Source organism: Streptomyces sp. NPDC044044 (assembly GCF_056434405.1).
On the sequence record NZ_JBWKFG010000003.1, the window covers coordinates 26,489 to 44,792 of the forward strand.

At 66.5% G+C, this 18,304-nt stretch carries 14 protein-coding genes and 1 tRNA gene; 12 read left to right on the top strand and 3 right to left on the bottom strand.

Annotated features, from left to right (window positions below):
• Window positions 1-36 precede the first annotated feature (36 nt).
• Window positions 37-669 carry an NAD(P)-dependent oxidoreductase gene (locus AC07AG_RS11010; protein ID WP_478754049.1) on the bottom strand — a complete coding sequence of 211 codons (633 nt, stop codon included), beginning with the start codon at window positions 667-669 and terminating at the stop codon, window positions 37-39.
• An 87-nt stretch (window positions 670-756) separates the two neighbouring features.
• Here AC07AG_RS11010 and AC07AG_RS11015 point away from each other — a divergent pair, with 87 nt between their 5' ends.
• Window positions 757-1,356, top strand: a complete 600-nt coding sequence (locus AC07AG_RS11015; protein WP_478754051.1) for a TetR/AcrR family transcriptional regulator — start codon at window positions 757-759, stop codon at window positions 1,354-1,356.
• Here the strand turns inward: AC07AG_RS11015 and AC07AG_RS11020 are convergent.
• Both AC07AG_RS11020 and AC07AG_RS11025 read right to left on the bottom strand, forming a co-directional pair.
• Window positions 1,346-2,365 carry an adenosine deaminase gene (locus AC07AG_RS11020; RefSeq protein ID WP_478754053.1) on the bottom strand — a complete coding sequence of 340 codons (1,020 nt, stop codon included), beginning with the start codon at window positions 2,363-2,365 and terminating at the stop codon, window positions 1,346-1,348. The two genes, AC07AG_RS11015 and AC07AG_RS11020, sit on opposite strands and share 11 nt — an antisense overlap.
• Window positions 2,366-2,508: 143 nt before the next feature.
• Window positions 2,509-3,735, bottom strand: coding sequence for a pyridoxal phosphate-dependent aminotransferase (locus AC07AG_RS11025; RefSeq protein WP_478754055.1), 1,227 nt, complete (start codon window positions 3,733-3,735; stop codon window positions 2,509-2,511).
• A 191-nt stretch (window positions 3,736-3,926) separates the two neighbouring features.
• Here AC07AG_RS11025 and AC07AG_RS11030 point away from each other — a divergent pair.
• The 11 genes from AC07AG_RS11030 (at window position 3,927) to AC07AG_RS11080 (ending at window position 18,231) form a co-directional block, all read left to right on the top strand.
• A tRNA-Trp gene (locus AC07AG_RS11030) sits at window positions 3,927-3,999 on the top strand.
• 105 nt (window positions 4,000-4,104) lie between these two features.
• Entirely contained in the window at window positions 4,105-4,392 is a 288-nt protein-coding gene (secE, locus tag AC07AG_RS11035; RefSeq protein WP_190084400.1) for a preprotein translocase subunit SecE, read from the top strand.
• A gap of 89 nt (window positions 4,393-4,481) precedes the next feature.
• Window positions 4,482-5,423, top strand: a complete 942-nt coding sequence (gene nusG / locus AC07AG_RS11040) for a transcription termination/antitermination protein NusG (RefSeq protein ID WP_478754057.1) — start codon at window positions 4,482-4,484, stop codon at window positions 5,421-5,423.
• A gap of 175 nt (window positions 5,424-5,598) precedes the next feature.
• Complete coding sequence (gene rplK, locus AC07AG_RS11045; protein ID WP_160506641.1) at window positions 5,599-6,033, top strand: 50S ribosomal protein L11; 435 nt, start codon at window positions 5,599-5,601, stop codon at window positions 6,031-6,033.
• An 87-nt stretch (window positions 6,034-6,120) separates the two neighbouring features.
• Window positions 6,121-6,843, top strand: coding sequence for a 50S ribosomal protein L1 (rplA, locus tag AC07AG_RS11050; RefSeq protein ID WP_249588342.1), 723 nt, complete (start codon window positions 6,121-6,123; stop codon window positions 6,841-6,843).
• A gap of 156 nt (window positions 6,844-6,999) precedes the next feature.
• A complete protein-coding gene (locus tag AC07AG_RS11055) occupies window positions 7,000-7,893 on the top strand; it encodes an SCO4651 family lipoprotein (RefSeq protein WP_478754059.1) in 894 nt (297 codons plus the stop codon).
• 65 nt (window positions 7,894-7,958) lie between these two features.
• Window positions 7,959-8,903, top strand: a complete 945-nt coding sequence (locus AC07AG_RS11060) for an SCO4651 family lipoprotein (protein ID WP_478754061.1) — start codon at window positions 7,959-7,961, stop codon at window positions 8,901-8,903.
• 263 nt (window positions 8,904-9,166) lie between these two features.
• Window positions 9,167-9,697 (top strand): 50S ribosomal protein L10, encoded by a 531-nt coding sequence (gene rplJ / locus AC07AG_RS11065; protein WP_249588339.1) that lies wholly within the window; start codon window positions 9,167-9,169, stop codon window positions 9,695-9,697.
• Window positions 9,698-9,810: 113 nt separating this feature from the next.
• Complete coding sequence (gene rplL / locus AC07AG_RS11070; protein ID WP_249588338.1) at window positions 9,811-10,191, top strand: 50S ribosomal protein L7/L12; 381 nt, start codon at window positions 9,811-9,813, stop codon at window positions 10,189-10,191.
• Window positions 10,192-10,749: 558 nt separating this feature from the next.
• On the top strand, window positions 10,750-14,235 hold the full coding sequence (rpoB, locus tag AC07AG_RS11075; RefSeq protein WP_249588337.1) for a DNA-directed RNA polymerase subunit beta: 3,486 nt from the start codon (window positions 10,750-10,752) through the stop codon (window positions 14,233-14,235).
• A 96-nt stretch (window positions 14,236-14,331) separates the two neighbouring features.
• Window positions 14,332-18,231, top strand: a complete 3,900-nt coding sequence (locus AC07AG_RS11080) for a DNA-directed RNA polymerase subunit beta' (protein WP_478754063.1) — start codon at window positions 14,332-14,334, stop codon at window positions 18,229-18,231.
• Window positions 18,232-18,304: the final 73 nt, after the last annotated feature.

The window sequence follows — 18,304 nt, forward strand, 5'->3', positions numbered from 1 at the left end:
CTTTCGGGCCGCCAGCAGGCGACGCCCTTCGGGCCGCTAGTAGGCGACGCCCACGCCCTGCTTCACCGTCGACAGGTCGTCGATCACCGACAGCATCGCGTGCGCCACATCGGCCCTCCCGATGAACCGGCCGCTGGCCGGGGTGCCCCCGACGACCTTGCGGTAGACGCCCGTCACCGGCTTGTCCTGCAGCCTCGGCGGGCGCACGGACGTCCAGTCCGTCGCGCTGCTCGCAAGGCCGGCCTCCATGGCCCGCAGGTCGTCGTACACGGGCTTCAGGATCCTGCTGACCAAGGCCACCGTGATCCGGTCGACCGCCGGCTGACGCTCGGCCGGAGGGCCGACCGGCGCCGCGCTCACCACCACGAGCCTGCGTACCCCCTCGGCCTCCATCGCGTGCACCACCGAGCGCGTGAGCGCGGTCGTGATCCCCGCGTCCGCCTTCTTGCGCGCACCGAGCCCCGACAGGACCGCGTCACGCCCGGCCACCGCGGCCCGCAGGGACTCCGGGTCGGTCAGATCGGCCCGGACCACCTCCAGGGCCTGTCCCCTCGTACTCAGCCGCGCGGGGTCGCGCACGACGGCCGTGACCGCGTGGCCCGCCGTGAGCGCCTGCCGGACGATCTCCCCGCCGACACCGCCGGTCGCACCGAACACCGTGAGCTTCATTGCGCACCCTCCCCAGGTGGGTAAGTATTCACTCACCCCTAGAGTGAGTATCCACTCACCCCTGCGTCAAGGTTGGTTGGACGGCACATGCAGCAGAAACCCACCCGGGCCCGCATCCTCGACGCGGCCCACGACCTCATGCGCACCATCGGCCTCGCCCGTGCCACCACCAAGGAGATCGCCAAGGCGGCGGGCTGCTCCGAAGCCGCGCTCTACAAGCACTTCGCGAGCAAGGAGGAGCTGTTCGTGGCCGTCCTCCAGGAGCGGCTGCCGCGCCTCGGCCCGCTCCTGCGCCGCCTCGCCGAGGACCCGGGGGAGCGCTCCGTGGAGGAGAATCTCGCCGAGATCGCCCGCCTGGCCAGCCACTTCTACGCCCAGAGCTTCCCGATCGCCGCGTCCCTGTACGCCGAGACCAAGCTCAAGCGCCGCCACGAGGAGTCCATGCAGGAGATGGGCACGGGCCCGCACATGCCCATCGAGGCCCTCGACGCCTACCTCCGCATCGAACGCGACGCAGGCCGCATCGCCCCCGGAGCCGACACCTTCGCGGCCGCCTCGCTCCTCCTGGGCGCCTGCGCGCAGCGCGCCTTCGCCTACGACGCCACGGTCGGCAAGCAGCCCCCGCAGCCCGTCGACGAGTTCGCCGTCGCCCTCGCCCGCACCCTCCTCGCGGGCATCAGCCGCTGAGCCACTCCTCGATCCCCGACAGGAGCTTCTCCTGTACGTCGACCGGGGCGGCCGAGCCGCGCACCGACTGCCGGGCGAGCTCGGCCAGGTCACCGTCGTCGAAGGCGTGGTGCTTGCGCGCGATCTCGTACTGCGCGGCGAGCCGTGACCCGAAGAGCAGCGGGTCGTCGGCCCCGAGCGCCATCGGCACCCCGGCGTCGTACAAGGTCCGCAGCGGCACGTCCTCGGGCTTCTCGTAGACCCCCAGCGCCACGTTGGACGCCGGGCACACCTCGCAGGTCACACCCCGGTCGGCGAGCCGCTTCAGGAGCCGCGGGTCCTCGGCCGCCCGCACCCCGTGCCCGATCCGCCCCGCGTGCAGGTCGTCGAGGCAGTCGCGCACCGAGGCGGGCCCGCTGAGCTCGCCGCCGTGCGGGGCCGCGAGCAGGCCGCCGTCCCGCGCGATCGCGAAGGCCCGGTCGAAGTCCCGTGCGAAGCCCCGGCGTTCGTCGTTCGAGAGCCCGAAGCCGACGATGCCGCGGTCGGCGTACCGCACGGCGAGCCGGGCCAGCGTGCGGGCGTCCAGGGGGTGCTTCATGCGGTTCGCGGCGACGAGCACGCGCATTCCGAGGCCGGTGTCCCGCGAGGCGCTCTCGACGGCGTCCAGGATGATTTCCAGGGCCGGGATGAGCCCACCGAGCCGGGGTGCGTACGACGTCGGGTCGACCTGGATCTCCAGCCACCCCGACCCGTCCCGCAGATCCTCCTCGGCGGCCTCCCGCACCAGGCGCTGGATGTCCTCGGGCTCCCGCAGGCAGGACCGCGCCATGTCGTAGAGCCGCTGGAAGCGGAACCACCCGCGCTCATCGGTCGCCCGCAGCTGCGGAGGCTCACCGCCGGTCAGCGCCGGGGGCAGCCGCACCCCGTACTTGTCGGCCAGCTCCAGCAGGGTCGTGGGCCGCATCGACCCGGTGAAGTGCAGATGCAGATGGGCCTTCGGCAGCTCTCTTACGTCACGTACACGCTCCATTCAAGGATCTTGCCGCACGCACATGGCCTCCCGGTAGCCACTTTCCCCTTCGTGCACATCCCCGAACGAAGAAACGGGCCGCCTCCCCGGAGAAGGGAGACGGCCCGCACGCGCGCGTGGAGCGCGAAAACTCGCTCGATACGTCAGTCGCGGGCCTCGGCCAGGAGCTTCTGGATCCGCGAGACGCCCTCGACGAGGTCCTCGTCACCCAGGGCGTACGAAAGGCGCAGGTAACCCGGTGTCCCGAAGGCCTCGCCAGGAACGACCGCGACCTCGGCCTCCTCCAGGATCAGCGCGGCGAGCTCCACGGAGTCCTGCGGGCGCTTGCCGCGGATCTCCTTGCCGATGAGGCCCTTCACCGACGGGTAGGCGTAGAAGGCGCCCTCCGGCTCGGGGCAGAGCACGCCGTCGATGTCGTTCAGCATCCGCACGATGGTCTTGCGGCGCCGGTCGAAGGCCTCGCGCATCTTGTCGACGGCGGCCAGGTCGCCGGAGACGGCCGCGATGGCCGCGACCTGCGCGACGTTGGAGACGTTCGACGTGGCGTGCGACTGGAGGTTCGTCGCGGCCTTCACCACGTCCTTGGGGCCCACGATCCACCCCACGCGCCAGCCGGTCATCGCGTACGTCTTGGCCACTCCGTTGACCACGATGCACTTGTCGCGCAGCTCGGGCAGGATCGCGGGGAGCGAGGTGAACTTCGCGTCTCCGTAGACGAGGTGTTCGTAGATCTCGTCCGTCAGGACCCACAGGCCGTGCTCGACGGCCCAGCGGCCGATCGCCTCGGCATCGGCCTCGCTGTAGACGGCACCCGTCGGGTTGGACGGCGACACGAAGAGGACGACCTTCGTGCGCTCCGTGCGAGCGGCCTCCAGCTGCTCCACCGAGACGCGGTAGCCCGTGGTCTCGTCGGCGACGACCTCGACCGGCACGCCGCCCGCGAGACGGATCGACTCCGGGTACGTCGTCCAGTAAGGAGCCGGGACGATGACCTCGTCGCCCGGGTCGAGGATCGCGGCGAACGCCTGGTAGATCGCCTGCTTGCCGCCGTTGGTCACCAGGACCTGCGAGGCGTCGACCTCGTAGCCCGAGTCGCGCAGCGTCTTCGCGGCGATCGCGGCCTTGAGCTCGGGGAGCCCGCCGGCCGGGGTGTAGCGGTGGTACTTCGGGTTCTTGCAGGCCTCGACGGCGGCTTCGACGATGTAGTCGGGCGTCGGGAAGTCGGGCTCACCCGCGCCGAAACCGATCACCGGCCGCCCGGCGGCCTTGAGGGCCTTCGCCTTGGCGTCGACGGCGAGGGTCGCGGACTCGGAGATCGCGCCGATGCGGGCGGATACCCGGCGCTCGGTGGGAGAAGTGGAGGCGCTCATCACCCCATCGTTCCAGACCCCAAACGCCCCCGGCACACGGGTTTCGGTGTTTTCCGGGGACGACCGGAACCGATTCTGTTCGACGGAGGGCCGTGAAGCACGTACACTCACTGCTCGTTGGCCCTCACCGGCCGCGCCCTCTCACCGCACTCTGTGCACTCGGGCGGATGCGGTAGGTTGGGGGAAATCAAAGGGTCGTAGCTCAATTGGTAGAGCACTGGTCTCCAAAACCAGCGGTTGGGGGTTCAAGTCCCTCCGGCCCTGCTACACACTCCTCTCGGATGTGTGCGCATGTACGTACTGCATTGCACCGCCGTGCGGCTCATACCGGGCGCGGCACGGCCACGACCCGGAATCAGGTGAGGACGAGTGACGGACGCCGTGGGCTCCATCGACATGCCTGATGCCCAGGACGAGGCGCCGGAGTCCAAGAAGAAGGCCCGTAAGGGCGGCAAGCGCGGCAAGAAGGGCCCCTTCGGCCGTCTCGCGCTCTTCTACCGCCAGATCGTCGCGGAACTCCGCAAGGTCGTCTGGCCGACTCGCAGTCAGCTCACGACGTACACCACCGTGGTGATTGTCTTCGTCGTCATCATGATCGGCCTTGTGACCGTGATTGACTATGGGTTCAACCAGGCCGTCAAGTACGTCTTCGGCTGAGCCGATGGCTGAGCCGAGAGCGAAGGGCGCCGTACCCGGCGCCCGTTTCGCGCGTTCCACCCCTCTGTATCCAGGAAGAAGCAGCCACCGTGTCTGACCCGAACCTGAACGACGCCATCGAGTCGGCGGAGTCCGTGGAGGACCAGCTCGACATCGTCGAGGCGTCGGACGCCGAGGACCCGGACCAGGCCGAGGCTGCTGACGCCGCCGCGGGCGCACCCGCCGAAGAGTCCGCGCTGCACGTCGAGACCGACGCCGAGGCCGCCGACGACGCCGAGGCCGGCGACGAAGCAGCCGGTGAGTCCGACGAGGACGGCGAGGCCGTCGCCGAGGACGAGTCCGAAGAGGACGCCGAGTCTGAAGAGGACGACGAGGCCGCCGAGTCCGCAGAGGACGAGGAGGAGGCCGAGCCGGTCGACCCGATCGTGGCCCTGCGCGAAGAGCTCCGCACCCTCCCCGGCGAGTGGTACGTCATCCACACGTACGCCGGTTACGAGAACCGCGTGAAGACCAACCTCGAGCAGCGTGCCGTCTCGCTGAACGTCGAGGACTTCATCTTCCAGGCCGAGGTGCCGCAGGAAGAGGTCGCGCAGATCAAGAACGGCGAGCGCAAGACCGTCCGTCAGAACAAGCTCCCCGGATACGTCCTGGTGCGCATGGACCTGACGAACGAGTCCTGGGGCGTCGTCCGCAACACCCCCGGCGTCACCGGCTTCGTGGGCAACGCCTACGACCCGTACCCGCTGACCCTGGACGAGATCGTCAAGATGCTCGCCCCTGAGGCCGAGGAGAAGGCAGCCCGCGAGGCCGCCGAGGCCGAGGGCAAGCCGGCTCCGTCCCGCAAGGTCGAGGTCCAGGTCCTGGACTTCGAGGTGGGCGACTCGGTCACCGTCACCGACGGTCCGTTCGCGACGCTGCAGGCGACGATCAACGAGATCAACGCAGACTCGAAGAAGGTCAAGGGTCTCGTCGAGATCTTCGGCCGCGAGACCCCGGTCGAGCTCAGCTTCGACCAGATCCAGAAGAACTAGCCTCCGCGGCTTCCTCTGGAACATACGCCTCCGACCAGGTCAGACGGGCTCTCAAAGCCTGTCTGACCTGCTCGGTTTTTGGCCGCGCGACTATACCCGTTATCGTGGTGCGGTATGCCTCCATCCGGATGACTGGATGGTGGCTGGAAACTCTCACTAGGACCCGGAGAGAGCAATGCCTCCCAAGAAGAAGAAGGTCACGGGGCTTATCAAGCTCCAGATCCAGGCCGGCGCAGCCAACCCGGCCCCGCCGGTCGGCCCCGCGCTGGGCCAGCACGGCGTCAACATCATGGAGTTCTGCAAGGCCTACAACGCCGCGACCGAGTCGCAGCGTGGCTGGGTCATCCCGGTGGAGATCACGGTCTACGAAGACCGCTCCTTCACCTTCGTGACCAAGACTCCGCCGGCCGCCAAGATGATCCTCAAGGCCGCGGGTGTCGAGAAGGGCTCCGGCGAGCCGCACAAGACCAAGGTCGCCAAGATCACCGAGGCGCAGGTCCGCGAGATCGCCACCACCAAGATGGAAGACCTCAACGCCAACGACCTGGACGCCGCGTCGAAGATCATCGCCGGCACCGCCCGTTCCATGGGCATCACGGTCGAGGGCTAAGAGCTTTCCCCGTCTGACCTTTCTCAGTGGTAGGACCAAGCGCTGGTCCGCACCACGACTCCACACCTGAAACCAACAGGAGCAGAAGTGAAGCGCAGCAAGACTCTCCGCGCTGCGGACGCCAAGATCGACCGGGACAAGCTCTACGCCCCGCTCGAGGCCGTCCGTCTCGCCAAGGAGACCTCCTCGACCAAGTTCGACGGCACCGTCGAGGTCGCCTTCCGCCTGGGTGTCGACCCGCGCAAGGCCGACCAGATGGTCCGTGGCACCGTGAACCTCCCGCACGGCACCGGCAAGACCGCCCGGGTCCTGGTCTTCGCGACCGGTGACCGTGCTGCGGCCGCGGAAGCCGCTGGGGCCGACATCGTCGGCGCCGACGAGCTCATCGACGAGGTCGCGAAGGGCCGCCTGGACTTCGACGCCGTCGTCGCCACCCCGGACCTCATGGGCAAGGTCGGCCGCCTCGGCCGCGTGCTCGGTCCGCGTGGTCTGATGCCGAACCCGAAGACCGGCACCGTGACCCCCGATGTCGTGAAGGCTGTCAACGACATCAAGGGCGGCAAGATCGAGTTCCGCGTCGACAAGCACTCGAACCTGCACTTCATCATCGGCAAGGTGTCCTTCGACGACACCAAGCTGGTGGAGAACTACGCCGCCGCGCTGGACGAGATCCTTCGTCTGAAGCCGTCGGCCGCCAAGGGTCGCTATATCAAGAAGGCCGCGCTGGCCACCACGATGGGCCCCGGCATTCCGCTGGACAGCAACCGCACCCGCAACCTCCTCGTCGAGGAGGACCCGGCCGCCGTCTGAATCTGACGGCAGTCGCGTCGCGTACGCGTTTGTGACGACGGGCCCCGCAACCTTTCGAGGTGCGGGGCCCGTCCTCGTATTCGTGCATGTCCGTCAGAGCTGTCGGGGGACTGCGCTAGCGTGCAGGATTCACACGAGTGCAAGGGGTGGGATGTCATGAACAGCACGACCATGCGACGCGCGGGCCTTTCGATCGCGGTGGCCGCCGCGCTGTCCGGGGTCGCGGCCTGTGGCTCCTCCGGCGGTGACGGCGACGGTGGCACGAAGAGCAAGGACAAGGGCTCTGCGGCCCTCAGCCCGATAGCCGCCTTGCGCACCATCGAGAACAAGACCGACAACGCCGACTCGGCCAAGGTCGAGGGCAAGACGGTCATGGGCGCCCAGATGTCGATGGACATGAAGGGCGTCATGGGCTGGAAGGACGGCGTGACCGGCGAGGTGACGGCGACCCTCACCGGCGGTACCGCGGCCGAGCAGATGGAACAGCTCGGCCAGACCACGATCGACTACCGCTATCTGCCTGACGCGTACTACGCGAACATGGGCGACAAGTTCGCGTCCCAGTCCGGCGGCAAGCACTGGATCGAGTACGACTACGCCACGCTGGCCGAGATGGGCGGCGCCGCGGGCGAGGCCTTCAAGGACCAGATGCAGAACACCACGCCCAACTCCTCGGTGAAGATGCTCCTCGCGTCCGGCGACGTGAAGCGGGTGGGCGAGGAGAGCGTCCGCGGCACGAAGGCGACCCACTACTCGGGGACCGTCGACGTCGCGGACCTCACCGGCAAGAACACGGACCTCGACGCCGATCAGATGGCCGAGCTGGAGAAGCAGTTCAAGCAGGCCGGCATGAGCACCGAGAAGATCGACATCTGGGTCGACGGCAACGACCTGCTGGTCAAGAAGACCGAGAAGGCCGACATGAAGACCGGCTCCTTCTCCCAGACGGTCTACTACAGCGACTACGGCACCCCGGTCTCCGCCGAGAAGCCCCCGGCAGGGGACACCATGAGCTTCAAGGACCTCATGAACCAGCAGCCGCAGGCCTGACCTCGGACGTCGGGTATTCTCGCCAGACCGAATTGTGTCGATCATGTGTTCCTAGGGGTGGGGTCATGACTGTGAAGAGAGCTGCGGGCGCCGTGCTCGCCACCGCGCTGCTGTGTACGGGTGCGGTTGCTTGTGGAGGCTCGGACGGCGGCAAGAAGGCCAAGGGGGCGGGCTCGGGGGAGACCCAGTCCCGGTCGCAGGTGACCGAGGTCATCACGGCCGCGTACGAGAAGACCGCGAAGGCCAAGTCGGCCAAGGTCGAGATGACGATGACGGCGCCGAAGTCGATGGGCGGCGGCTCCGGCGACATGAAGATGTCCGGCGTCATGGGCTGGGACCCGACCGTCATGGATATGACGATGACGGGTTCGGCGCTCACGGAGGGCGATCCCGAGGCCCCGGAGAAGATCCGGATGCTCTGGCTCGACAACGTCATGTACATGGACATGGGGGCTGTCGCCGCCAAGGACATGGACGGCAAGCAGTGGGTCAAGATGGACCTGAACACCATCGCGGAGCAGGTCGGCGACGAGAAGGCCGCCAAGCAGCTCACCGGCGGCCTGGACAGCATGAACCAGGACCCGGCGCAGCAGCTCGCGATGCTCCTGGACTCGCCGAACCTCAAGCACGTCGGCTCGGCCGAGGTCGACGGCGCTGAGACCCAGCGTTACAAGGGCCGGCTCTCCGTCAAGGAAATGATGGAGTCGAACAAGGGCCTCGACGAGATGCTCGGCAAGAGCGAGCGCGAGGAACTGCTCAAGGGCATCGAGAAGTCGGGGATCAAGGGGTACGACACCGAGGTCTGGGTCAACGAGGACGACTACCCCGTCCGCATGGACATCGACATCAAGTCCCCCGAGGGCACGATGAAGACGTCCCAGAAGTTCTCCGAGTACGGCGCCGCCGCCAAGGTGACCCCGCCGCCCGCCGGCAAGACCTTCGACCTGATGGACATGTTCAAGGAGCTCGAGAAGAGCGGCGGCGGTACCGGCTCGGACAGCGGTTTCTGAGCCGATTTGCTTGACGCGAACCCGTTCGCGTACTCTTCCACAGAAGCCAAAGACCGCTGGTCGTTGCCGTGTGCTCGCAAGAGGATGCGGTGGCCGAAGGATCCGCTGAAACTGCGGACGACCCGCGTAGGTGACTGTGGAAGTGAGTGCTCCCGGACGGATTCCGTCAGGTCGAGCTCATGCCCCGGCGCCTGCGCCGGGGCGTTTTGTTTTGTCAGCCCCTTTTGAGCGGTCCTCATCACCCGGAAGGAGGCCGACGCTCTATGCCGACGCCCGACAAGGCTGCCGCGGTAGCCGAGCTCACGGACAAGTTCCGCAGCTCGAACGCCGCCGTGCTGACCGAGTACCGGGGTCTCACCGTGGCCCAGCTCAAGCAGCTGCGCCGCTCCCTCGGTGAGAACTCCGAGTACGCCGTGGTGAAGAACACGCTGACCAAGATCGCGGCCAATGAGGCCGGGATCAACCAGCTGGACGACCTGTTCTCGGGTCCGACCGCTGTTGCCTTCGTCACCGGTGACCCGGTGGTGTCGGCGAAGGGTCTTCGTGACTTCGCCAAGGACAACCCCAACCTCATCATCAAGGGCGGTGTCCTTGACGGTAAGGCGCTGTCCGCCGATGAGATCAAGAAGCTCGCGGACCTCGAGTCCCGCGAGGTTCTGCTCGCCAAGCTGGCCGGCGCGCTGAAGGGCAAGCAGACGCAGACTGCGCAGCTCTTCCAGGCTCTGCCGTCGAAGTTCGTCCGCACCGCGGAGGCGCTTCGTGCCAAGAAGGCCGAGCAGGGCGGTGCCGAGTAATTCGGCTCGCGCATTGATCGCCGTCCGATAGGGCGACGGTCGCAGCGGGCCCAACGTACGCCCGCCTTCATGTACACCCGGCACCAGCCGAAATAGTGGAAGGATCGCCCATCATGGCGAAGCTCAGCCAGGAAGACCTGCTTGCTCAGTTCGAGGAGCTCACCCTCATCGAGCTCTCCGAGTTCGTGAAGGCCTTCGAGGAGAAGTTCGACGTCACCGCCGCCGCGGCCGTCGCCGCTGCCCCGGCCGGCCCGGGCGCCGTCGCCGAGGCCGTCGAGGAGCAGGACGAGTTCGACGTCATCCTCACCGGCGCCGGCGAGAAGAAGATCCAGGTCATCAAGGTCGTGCGTGAGCTGACCTCGCTGGGTCTCAAGGAGGCCAAGGACCTCGTCGACGGCACCCCGAAGCCGGTCCTCGAGAAGGTCGCCAAGGAGGCCGCCGAGAAGGCTGCCGAGTCCCTCAAGGCTGCCGGCGCCTCGGTCGAGGTCAAGTAACCTCGCGAGTCGTCTGACTCCTTTTGAGCGTCGCTCAGGCGACGCCTGCCAAGGGCGATCACCCATCTGGGTGGTCGCCCTTCGGCGTTCTCCAACGCACCCCGACGGCTGCCTTGCGCAGCCCGCCGCGACGAGTATGGTGATCTTCGTTGTGCCTCGGAGCAGCCGTGACGGTGACCTCTGAGAGCCAAGTCGGGGCAGGGGGGCCTTGACGAACCGCACGCAGCGCGCAATTCTCAGGACGCGTCGTCACATCGATCCGCATCCGAGGCATGGATCGACGGCGAAGAGGGCAGTATCGATGTGCATCGAGGGCGTGGCTTGCAGCAGGGGTTGAGAACAACGAGGGTCTTCAAAAACCCGCACTGGACATCAGTGGGCCTAGTGGCTACACTGACCCTTTGCGCTGCCTGTTAGCTGCCTCCTGCCCGTCACCAGGGGCATGCCCATGCTTGAGCACTGTGGAACGAAACTTCCCTGACCGGGGATTTCTGTCTCTGTGTCCAGCCTGGGACCGGTACGCGCGTAGTGAGTCCGAGCCCTCGGAAGGACCCCCTCTTGGCCGCCTCGCGCACTGCCTCGACCGCGAATACGAACAACGGCGCCAGCACCGCCCCGCTGCGCATCTCCTTTGCAAAGATCAGGGAGCCCCTCGAGGTTCCGAACCTTCTTGCGCTGCAGACCGAGAGCTTTGACTGGCTGCTCGGCAATGAAGCGTGGAAGGCTCGTGTCGAGGCGGCTCTCGACAGTGGACAGGACGTCCCCACCAAGTCCGGTCTGGAGGAGATCTTCGAGGAGATCTCTCCGATCGAGGACTTCTCCGGGTCGATGTCCTTGACGTTCCGCGACCACCGTTTTGAGCCTCCGAAGAACTCCATCGACGAGTGCAAGGAGCGCGACTTCACGTTCGCCGCCCCGCTCTTCGTCACCGCTGAGTTCACCAACAACGAGACCGGCGAGATCAAGTCCCAGACGGTCTTCATGGGCGATTTCCCGCTCATGACGAACAAGGGCACCTTCGTCATCAACGGCACCGAGCGTGTCGTCGTGTCGCAGCTGGTCCGTTCGCCGGGTGTCTACTTCGATTCCTCGATCGACAAGACGTCCGACAAGGACATCTTCTCCGCCAAGATCATCCCGTCCCGGGGTGCCTGGCTGGAGATGGAGATCGACAAGCGCGACATGGTCGGTGTGCGCATCGACCGCAAGCGCAAGCAGTCGGTCACCGTTCTGCTCAAGGCTCTCGGTTGGACGACCGAGCAGATCCTCGAGGAGTTCGGCGAGTACGAGTCCATGCGCGCCACCCTGGAGAAGGACCACACCCAGGGCCAGGACGACGCGCTGCTCGACATCTACCGCAAGCTCCGTCCGGGCGAGCCGCCGACGCGCGAGGCTGCTCAGACGCTGCTTGAGAACCTCTACTTCAACCCCAAGCGCTACGACCTCGCGAAGGTCGGCCGCTACAAGGTCAACAAGAAGCTGGGTGCGGACGCTCCGCTCGACGCGGGCATCCTCACGGTCGAGGACATCATCGCCTCGATCAAGTACCTGGTGAAGCTGCACGCCGGTGAGACCGAGACCGTTGGCGACAGCGGTACGTCGATCGTCGTCGAGACCGACGACATCGACCACTTCGGCAACCGTCGTCTGCGCAACGTCGGCGAGCTCATCCAGAACCAGGTCCGCACGGGTCTGGCTCGTATGGAGCGCGTCGTGCGTGAGCGCATGACGACTCAGGACGTCGAGGCGATCACGCCGCAGACCCTGATCAACATTCGCCCGGTCGTGGCGTCGATCAAGGAATTCTTCGGCACCTCGCAGCTGTCGCAGTTCATGGACCAGAACAACCCGCTGTCGGGTCTCACCCACAAGCGCCGTCTGTCGGCGCTTGGCCCGGGTGGTCTCTCCCGTGAGCGGGCCGGCTTCGAGGTCCGTGACGTGCACCCGTCTCACTACGGCCGCATGTGCCCGATTGAGACCCCTGAAGGCCCGAACATCGGTCTGATCGGTTCGCTCGCCTCGTACGGCCGCGTCAACGCGTTCGGCTTCGTCGAGACGCCGTACCGCAAGGTCGTCGAGGGCGTCGTCACCGACGACGTCGACTACCTCACGGCCGACGAAGAAGACCGCTTCGTGATCGCCCAGGCCAACGCCGTGCTCGGCGAGGACATGCGCTTCACCGAGTCGCGCGTCCTGGTCCGCCGTCGTGGCGGCGAGATCGACTACATCCCCGGCGACGACGTCGACTACATGGACGTCTCGCCGCGCCAGATGGTGTCGGTCGCGACCGCGATGATCCCGTTCCTCGAGCACGACGACGCCAACCGTGCCCTCATGGGCGCGAACATGATGCGTCAGGCCGTGCCGCTGATCACCGCCGAGGCTCCCCTCGTCGGCACCGGCATGGAGTACCGCTGTGCGGTCGACGCCGGTGACGTGATCAAGGCCGAGAAGGCGGGTGTGGTCCAGGAGGTCTCCGCGGACTACGTCACGGTCACGAACGACGACGGCACGTACACCACGTACCGCATCGCCAAGTTCTCCCGGTCGAACCAGGGCACCTCGGTCAACCAGAAGGTTGTCGTCGACGAGGGCGCCCGCGTGATCGAGGGCCAGGTCCTGGCCGACGGTCCCGCGACCGAAGAGGGCGAGATGGCCCTCGGCAAGAACCTGCTCGTGGCGTTCATGCCCTGGGAAGGTCACAACTACGAGGACGCGATCATCCTGTCGCAGCGCCTCGTGCAGGACGACGTCCTCTCCTCGATCCACATCGAGGAGCACGAGGTCGACGCCCGTGACACCAAGCTGGGCCCGGAGGAGATCACCCGGGACATCCCGAACGTCTCCGAAGAGGTCCTCGCCGACCTCGACGAGCGCGGCATCATCCGTATCGGTGCCGAGGTCGTCGCCGGCGACATCCTCGTCGGCAAGGTCACGCCCAAGGGTGAGACCGAGCTGACGCCGGAAGAGCGCCTGCTGCGCGCGATCTTCGGTGAGAAGGCGCGCGAGGTGCGCGATACCTCGCTGAAGGTGCCGCACGGTGAGATCGGCAAGGTCATCGGCGTCCGCGTCTTCGACCGTGAAGAGGGCGACGAGCTGCCGCCGGGCGTGAACCAGCTGGTTCGTGTCTACGTGGCGCAGAAGCGCAAGATCACGGACGGCGACAAGCTCGCCGGTCGTCACGGCAACAAGGGCGTCATCTCCAAGATCCTTCCGATCGAGGACATGCCCTTCCTCGAGGACGGCACGCCGGTCGACATCATCCTCAACCCGCTGGGTGTCCCGTCCCGAATGAACCCGGGTCAGGTCCTGGAGATCCACCTCGGCTGGCTCGCCAGCCAGGGCTGGGACGTCTCCGGTCTCAGCGAGGAGTGGGCGCAGAGCCTGCAGCGCATCGGCGCCGACCAGGTCGCCCCGCGGACGAACGTCGCGACTCCGGTCTTCGACGGCGCCCGCGAGGACGAGCTGACCGGCCTCCTCGAGCACACCGTCCCGAACCGCGACGGCGACCGCATGGTCCTGCCGTCCGGCAAGGCGCGGCTGTTCGACGGACGCTCGGGCGAGCCGTTCCCGGACCCGATCTCGATCGGGTACATGTACATCCTCAAGCTGCACCACCTGGTCGACGACAAGCTCCACGCTCGTTCGACCGGTCCGTACTCCATGATCACCCAGCAGCCGCTGGGTGGTAAGGCTCAGTTCGGTGGTCAGCGCTTCGGTGAGATGGAGGTGTGGGCGCTTGAGGCTTATGGCGCCGCTTACGCCCTCCAGGAGCTGCTGACGATCAAGTCCGACGACGTGACCGGCCGCGTGAAGGTCTACGAGGCCATCGTCAAGGGCGAGAACATCCCGGAGCCCGGCATTCCCGAGTCCTTCAAGGTGCTCATCAAGGAAATGCAGTCGCTCTGCCTCAACGTGGAGGTGCTGTCCTCGGACGGCATGTCCATCGAGATGCGCGACACCGACGAGGACGTCTTCCGCGCGGCGGAGGAGCTCGGCATCGACCTGTCCCGGCGCGAGCCGAGCAGCGTCGAAGAGGTCTGACGGGTTGGCCGGCCGGACCTCGTGTCCGGCCGGCTCTCCCCGGACCCGTTCAGACCATGATTGAGACTCGACCCCGAAAGAGGGATTGACGACAAAGTGCTCGACGTCAACTTCTTCGACGAGCTGCGGATCGGCCTTGCCACCGCGGACGACATCCGACAGTGGTCCCACGGCGAGGTCAAGAAGCCGGAGACCATCAACTACCGCACGCTCAAGCCCGAAAAGGACGGACTCTTCTGCGAGAAGATCTTCGGTCCGACCCGGGACTGGGAGTGCTACTGCGGTAAGTACAAGCGTGTCCGCTTCAAGGGCATCATCTGCGAGCGCTGCGGCGTCGAGGTCACTCGCGCCAAGGTGCGTCGTGAGCGGATGGGCCACATTGAGCTGGCCGCCCCTGTCACGCACATCTGGTACTTCAAGGGCGTTCCGTCGCGCCTCGGCTACCTGCTTGATCTCGCCCCGAAGGACCTCGAAAAGGTCATCTACTTCGCGGCGTACATGATCACGTTCGTGGACGAGGAGCGCCGTACGCGTGACCTGCCCTCCCTGGAGGCGCACGTCTCCGTGGAGCGTCAGCAGGTCGAGAACCGTCGCGACTCCGACCTGGAGGCCCGCGCCAAGAAGCTCGAGACCGACCTGGCCGAGCTCGAGGCCGAGGGCGCCAAGGCCGACGTACGCCGCAAGGTGCGCGAAGGTGCCGAGCGCGAGATGAAGCAGCTGCGTGACCGTGCGCAGCGCGAGATCGACCGTCTCGACGAGGTCTGGAACCGCTTCAAGAACCTCAAGGTCCAGGACCTGGAGGGTGACGAGCTGCTCTACCGCGAGCTGCGTGACCGCTTCGGCACGTACTTCGACGGTTCGATGGGTGCCGCTGCACTGCAGAAGCGCCTTGAGTCGTTCGACCTGGATGAGGAAGCCGAGCGGCTTCGCGAGATCATCCGTACCGGCAAGGGCCAGAAGAAGACCCGTGCGCTCAAGCGCCTCAAGGTCGTCTCCGCGTTCCTGCAGACCAGCAACAGCCCCAAGGGCATGGTGCTCGACTGCGTGCCGGTCATCCCGCCGGACCTGCGTCCGATGGTGCAGCTGGACGGTGGCCGCTTCGCGACCTCCGACCTGAACGACCTGTACCGCCGCGTGATCAACCGCAACAACCGCCTGAAGCGGCTTCTCGACCTCGGTGCTCCCGAGATCATCGTGAACAACGAGAAGCGCATGCTCCAGGAGGCCGTCGACGCGCTCTTCGACAACGGCCGTCGTGGTCGCCCGGTCACGGGCCCCGGCAACCGTCCGCTGAAGTCGCTCTCCGACATGCTCAAGGGCAAGCAGGGTCGATTCCGTCAGAACCTTCTCGGTAAGCGTGTGGACTACTCCGCGCGTTCCGTGATCGTCGTCGGCCCGCAGCTGAAGCTGCACCAGTGTGGTCTGCCCAAGGCCATGGCGCTGGAGCTCTTCAAGCCGTTCGTGATGAAGCGCCTGGTTGACCTCAACCACGCGCAGAACATCAAGAGCGCCAAGCGCATGGTCGAGCGCGGCCGCACGGTCGTGTACGACGTCCTGGAAGAGGTCATCGCCGAGCACCCGGTTCTCCTGAACCGTGCGCCGACGCTGCACCGCCTCGGTATCCAGGCCTTCGAGCCGCAGCTGGTCGAGGGCAAGGCCATTCAGATCCACCCGCTCGTCTGCACCGCGTTCAACGCGGACTTCGACGGTGACCAGATGGCCGTGCACCTGCCGCTTTCGGCAGAGGCGCAGGCCGAGGCCCGCATCCTGATGCTGTCCTCGAACAACATCCTGAAGCCGGCAGACGGCCGTCCCGTCACCATGCCGACCCAGGACATGGTCCTTGGCCTCTTCTTCCTCACGACGGACGAGGAAGAGCGCAAGGTCATCGGCGAGGGCCGGTCCTTCGGCTCCACGGCCGAGGCGATCATGGCGTTCGACGCCAAGGAGCTCTCGCTCCAGGCGAAGGTCGACATCCGCTTCCCGGTGGGCACCATCCCGCCGCGCGGCTGGACCCCGCCGGCCGTCGAAGAGGGCGAGCCCGAGTACCAGCAGGGCGACAGCTTCCGGCTGCGTACGACCCTGGGCCGCGCGCTCTTCAACGAGCTGCTGCCCGAGGACTACCCGTTCGTCGACTACTCGGTGGGCAAGAAGCAGCTCTCCGAGATCGTCAACGACCTGGCCGAGCGCTACCCCAAGGTCATCGTGGCGGCGACGCTCGACAACCTGAAGGCATCGGGCTTCTTCTGGGCGACCCGCTCCGGCGTCACCGTGGCCATCTCCGACGTCGTGGTCCCCGAGGCCAAGAAGGCGATCGTCGCGGGCTACGAGGCGCAGGACGAGAAGGTCCAGAAGCAGTACGAGCGCGGTCTGATCACCAAGGACGAGCGCACGCAGGAGCTCATCGCGATCTGGACCAAGGCGACCAACGAGGTTGCCGAGGCGATGAACGCGAACTTCCCCAAGACGAACCCCATCTTCATGATGGTTGACTCGGGTGCCCGAGGAAACATGATGCAGATGCGTCAGATCGCCGGTATGCGTGGTCTGGTGTCGAACGCGAAGAACGAGACGATCCCGCGCCCGATCAAGGCATCGTTCCGTGAGGGCCTTTCGGTCCTCGAGTACTTCATCTCGACGCACGGTGCTCGTAAGGGTCTTGCGGACACGGCTCTCCGTACCGCCGACTCCGGTTACCTCACCCGTCGTCTGGTCGACGTCTCTCAGGACGTCATCATTCGCGAGGAGGACTGTGGCACCGAGCGCGGTCTGAAGCTCAAGATCGCGGTCAAGGGCGAGGACGGTGTGCTCCGCAAGACGGAGAACGTCGAGACCTCGGTGTACGCCCGCATGCTGGCCGAGGACGTCGTCATCGACGGCAAGGTCATCGCGCCGGCCAACGTCGACCTGGGCGATGTCCTGATCGACGCCCTGGTCGCCAACGGCGTCGAGGAGGTCAAGACCCGTTCGGTCCTGACCTGTGAGTCCGCAGTCGGCACCTGTGCCTTCTGCTACGGCCGTTCGCTCGCCACCGGCAAGCTGGTCGACATCGGTGAGGCGGTCGGCATCATCGCCGCCCAGTCCATCGGTGAGCCCGGCACGCAGCTGACGATGCGTACGTTCCACACCGGTGGTGTGGCCGGTGACGACATCACCCAGGGTCTGCCCCGTGTCGTCGAGCTCTTCGAGGCTCGTACGCCCAAGGGTGTCGCCCCGATCTCGGAGGCGGCAGGCCGCATCCGTATCGAGGAGACCGAGAAGACCAAGAAGATCGTCGTCACGCCGGACGACGGCAGCGACGAGACTCCCTTCCCGATCTCGAAGCGTGCCAAGGTCCTCGTGCGTGAGGGTGACCACGTCGAGGTGGGCCAGAAGCTCACCTTCGGTGCCACCAACCCGCACGACGTGCTGCGGATCCTCGGTCAGCGCGCGGTCCAGGTCCACCTGGTCGGCGAAGTCCAGAAGGTCTACAACAGCCAGGGCGTGTCGATCCACGACAAGCACATCGAGATCATCATCCGGCAGATGCTGCGCCGCGTGACGATCATCGAGTCCGGCGACGCGGAGCTGCTGCCGGGCGAGCTCGTCGAGCGCTCGAAGTTCGAGACCGAGAACCGTCGTGTGGTCACGGAAGGCGGCCACCCGGCCTCCGGCCGTCCGCAGCTGATGGGTATCACCAAGGCCTCGCTGGCGACGGAGTCGTGGCTGTCCGCGGCTTCCTTCCAGGAGACGACCAGGGTCCTGACGGACGCGGCGATCAACGCCAAGTCCGACTCCCTGATCGGCCTCAAGGAGAACGTCATCATCGGTAAGCTCATCCCGGCCGGTACGGGCCTGTCCCGCTACCGCAACATCCGGGTGGAGCCGACCGAGGAAGCCAAGGCTGCGATGTACTCGGCCGTCGGTTACGACGACATCGACTACTCGCCCTTCGGCACGGGCTCCGGCCAGGCTGTTCCGCTGGAGGACTACGACTACGGGCCTTACAACCAGTAGGCGTTGCCAGTCAGTCGCTTGAGTTGAACTGAAGGGCGCTCATTCCGTTTCGTACGGGGTGGGCGCCCTTCGG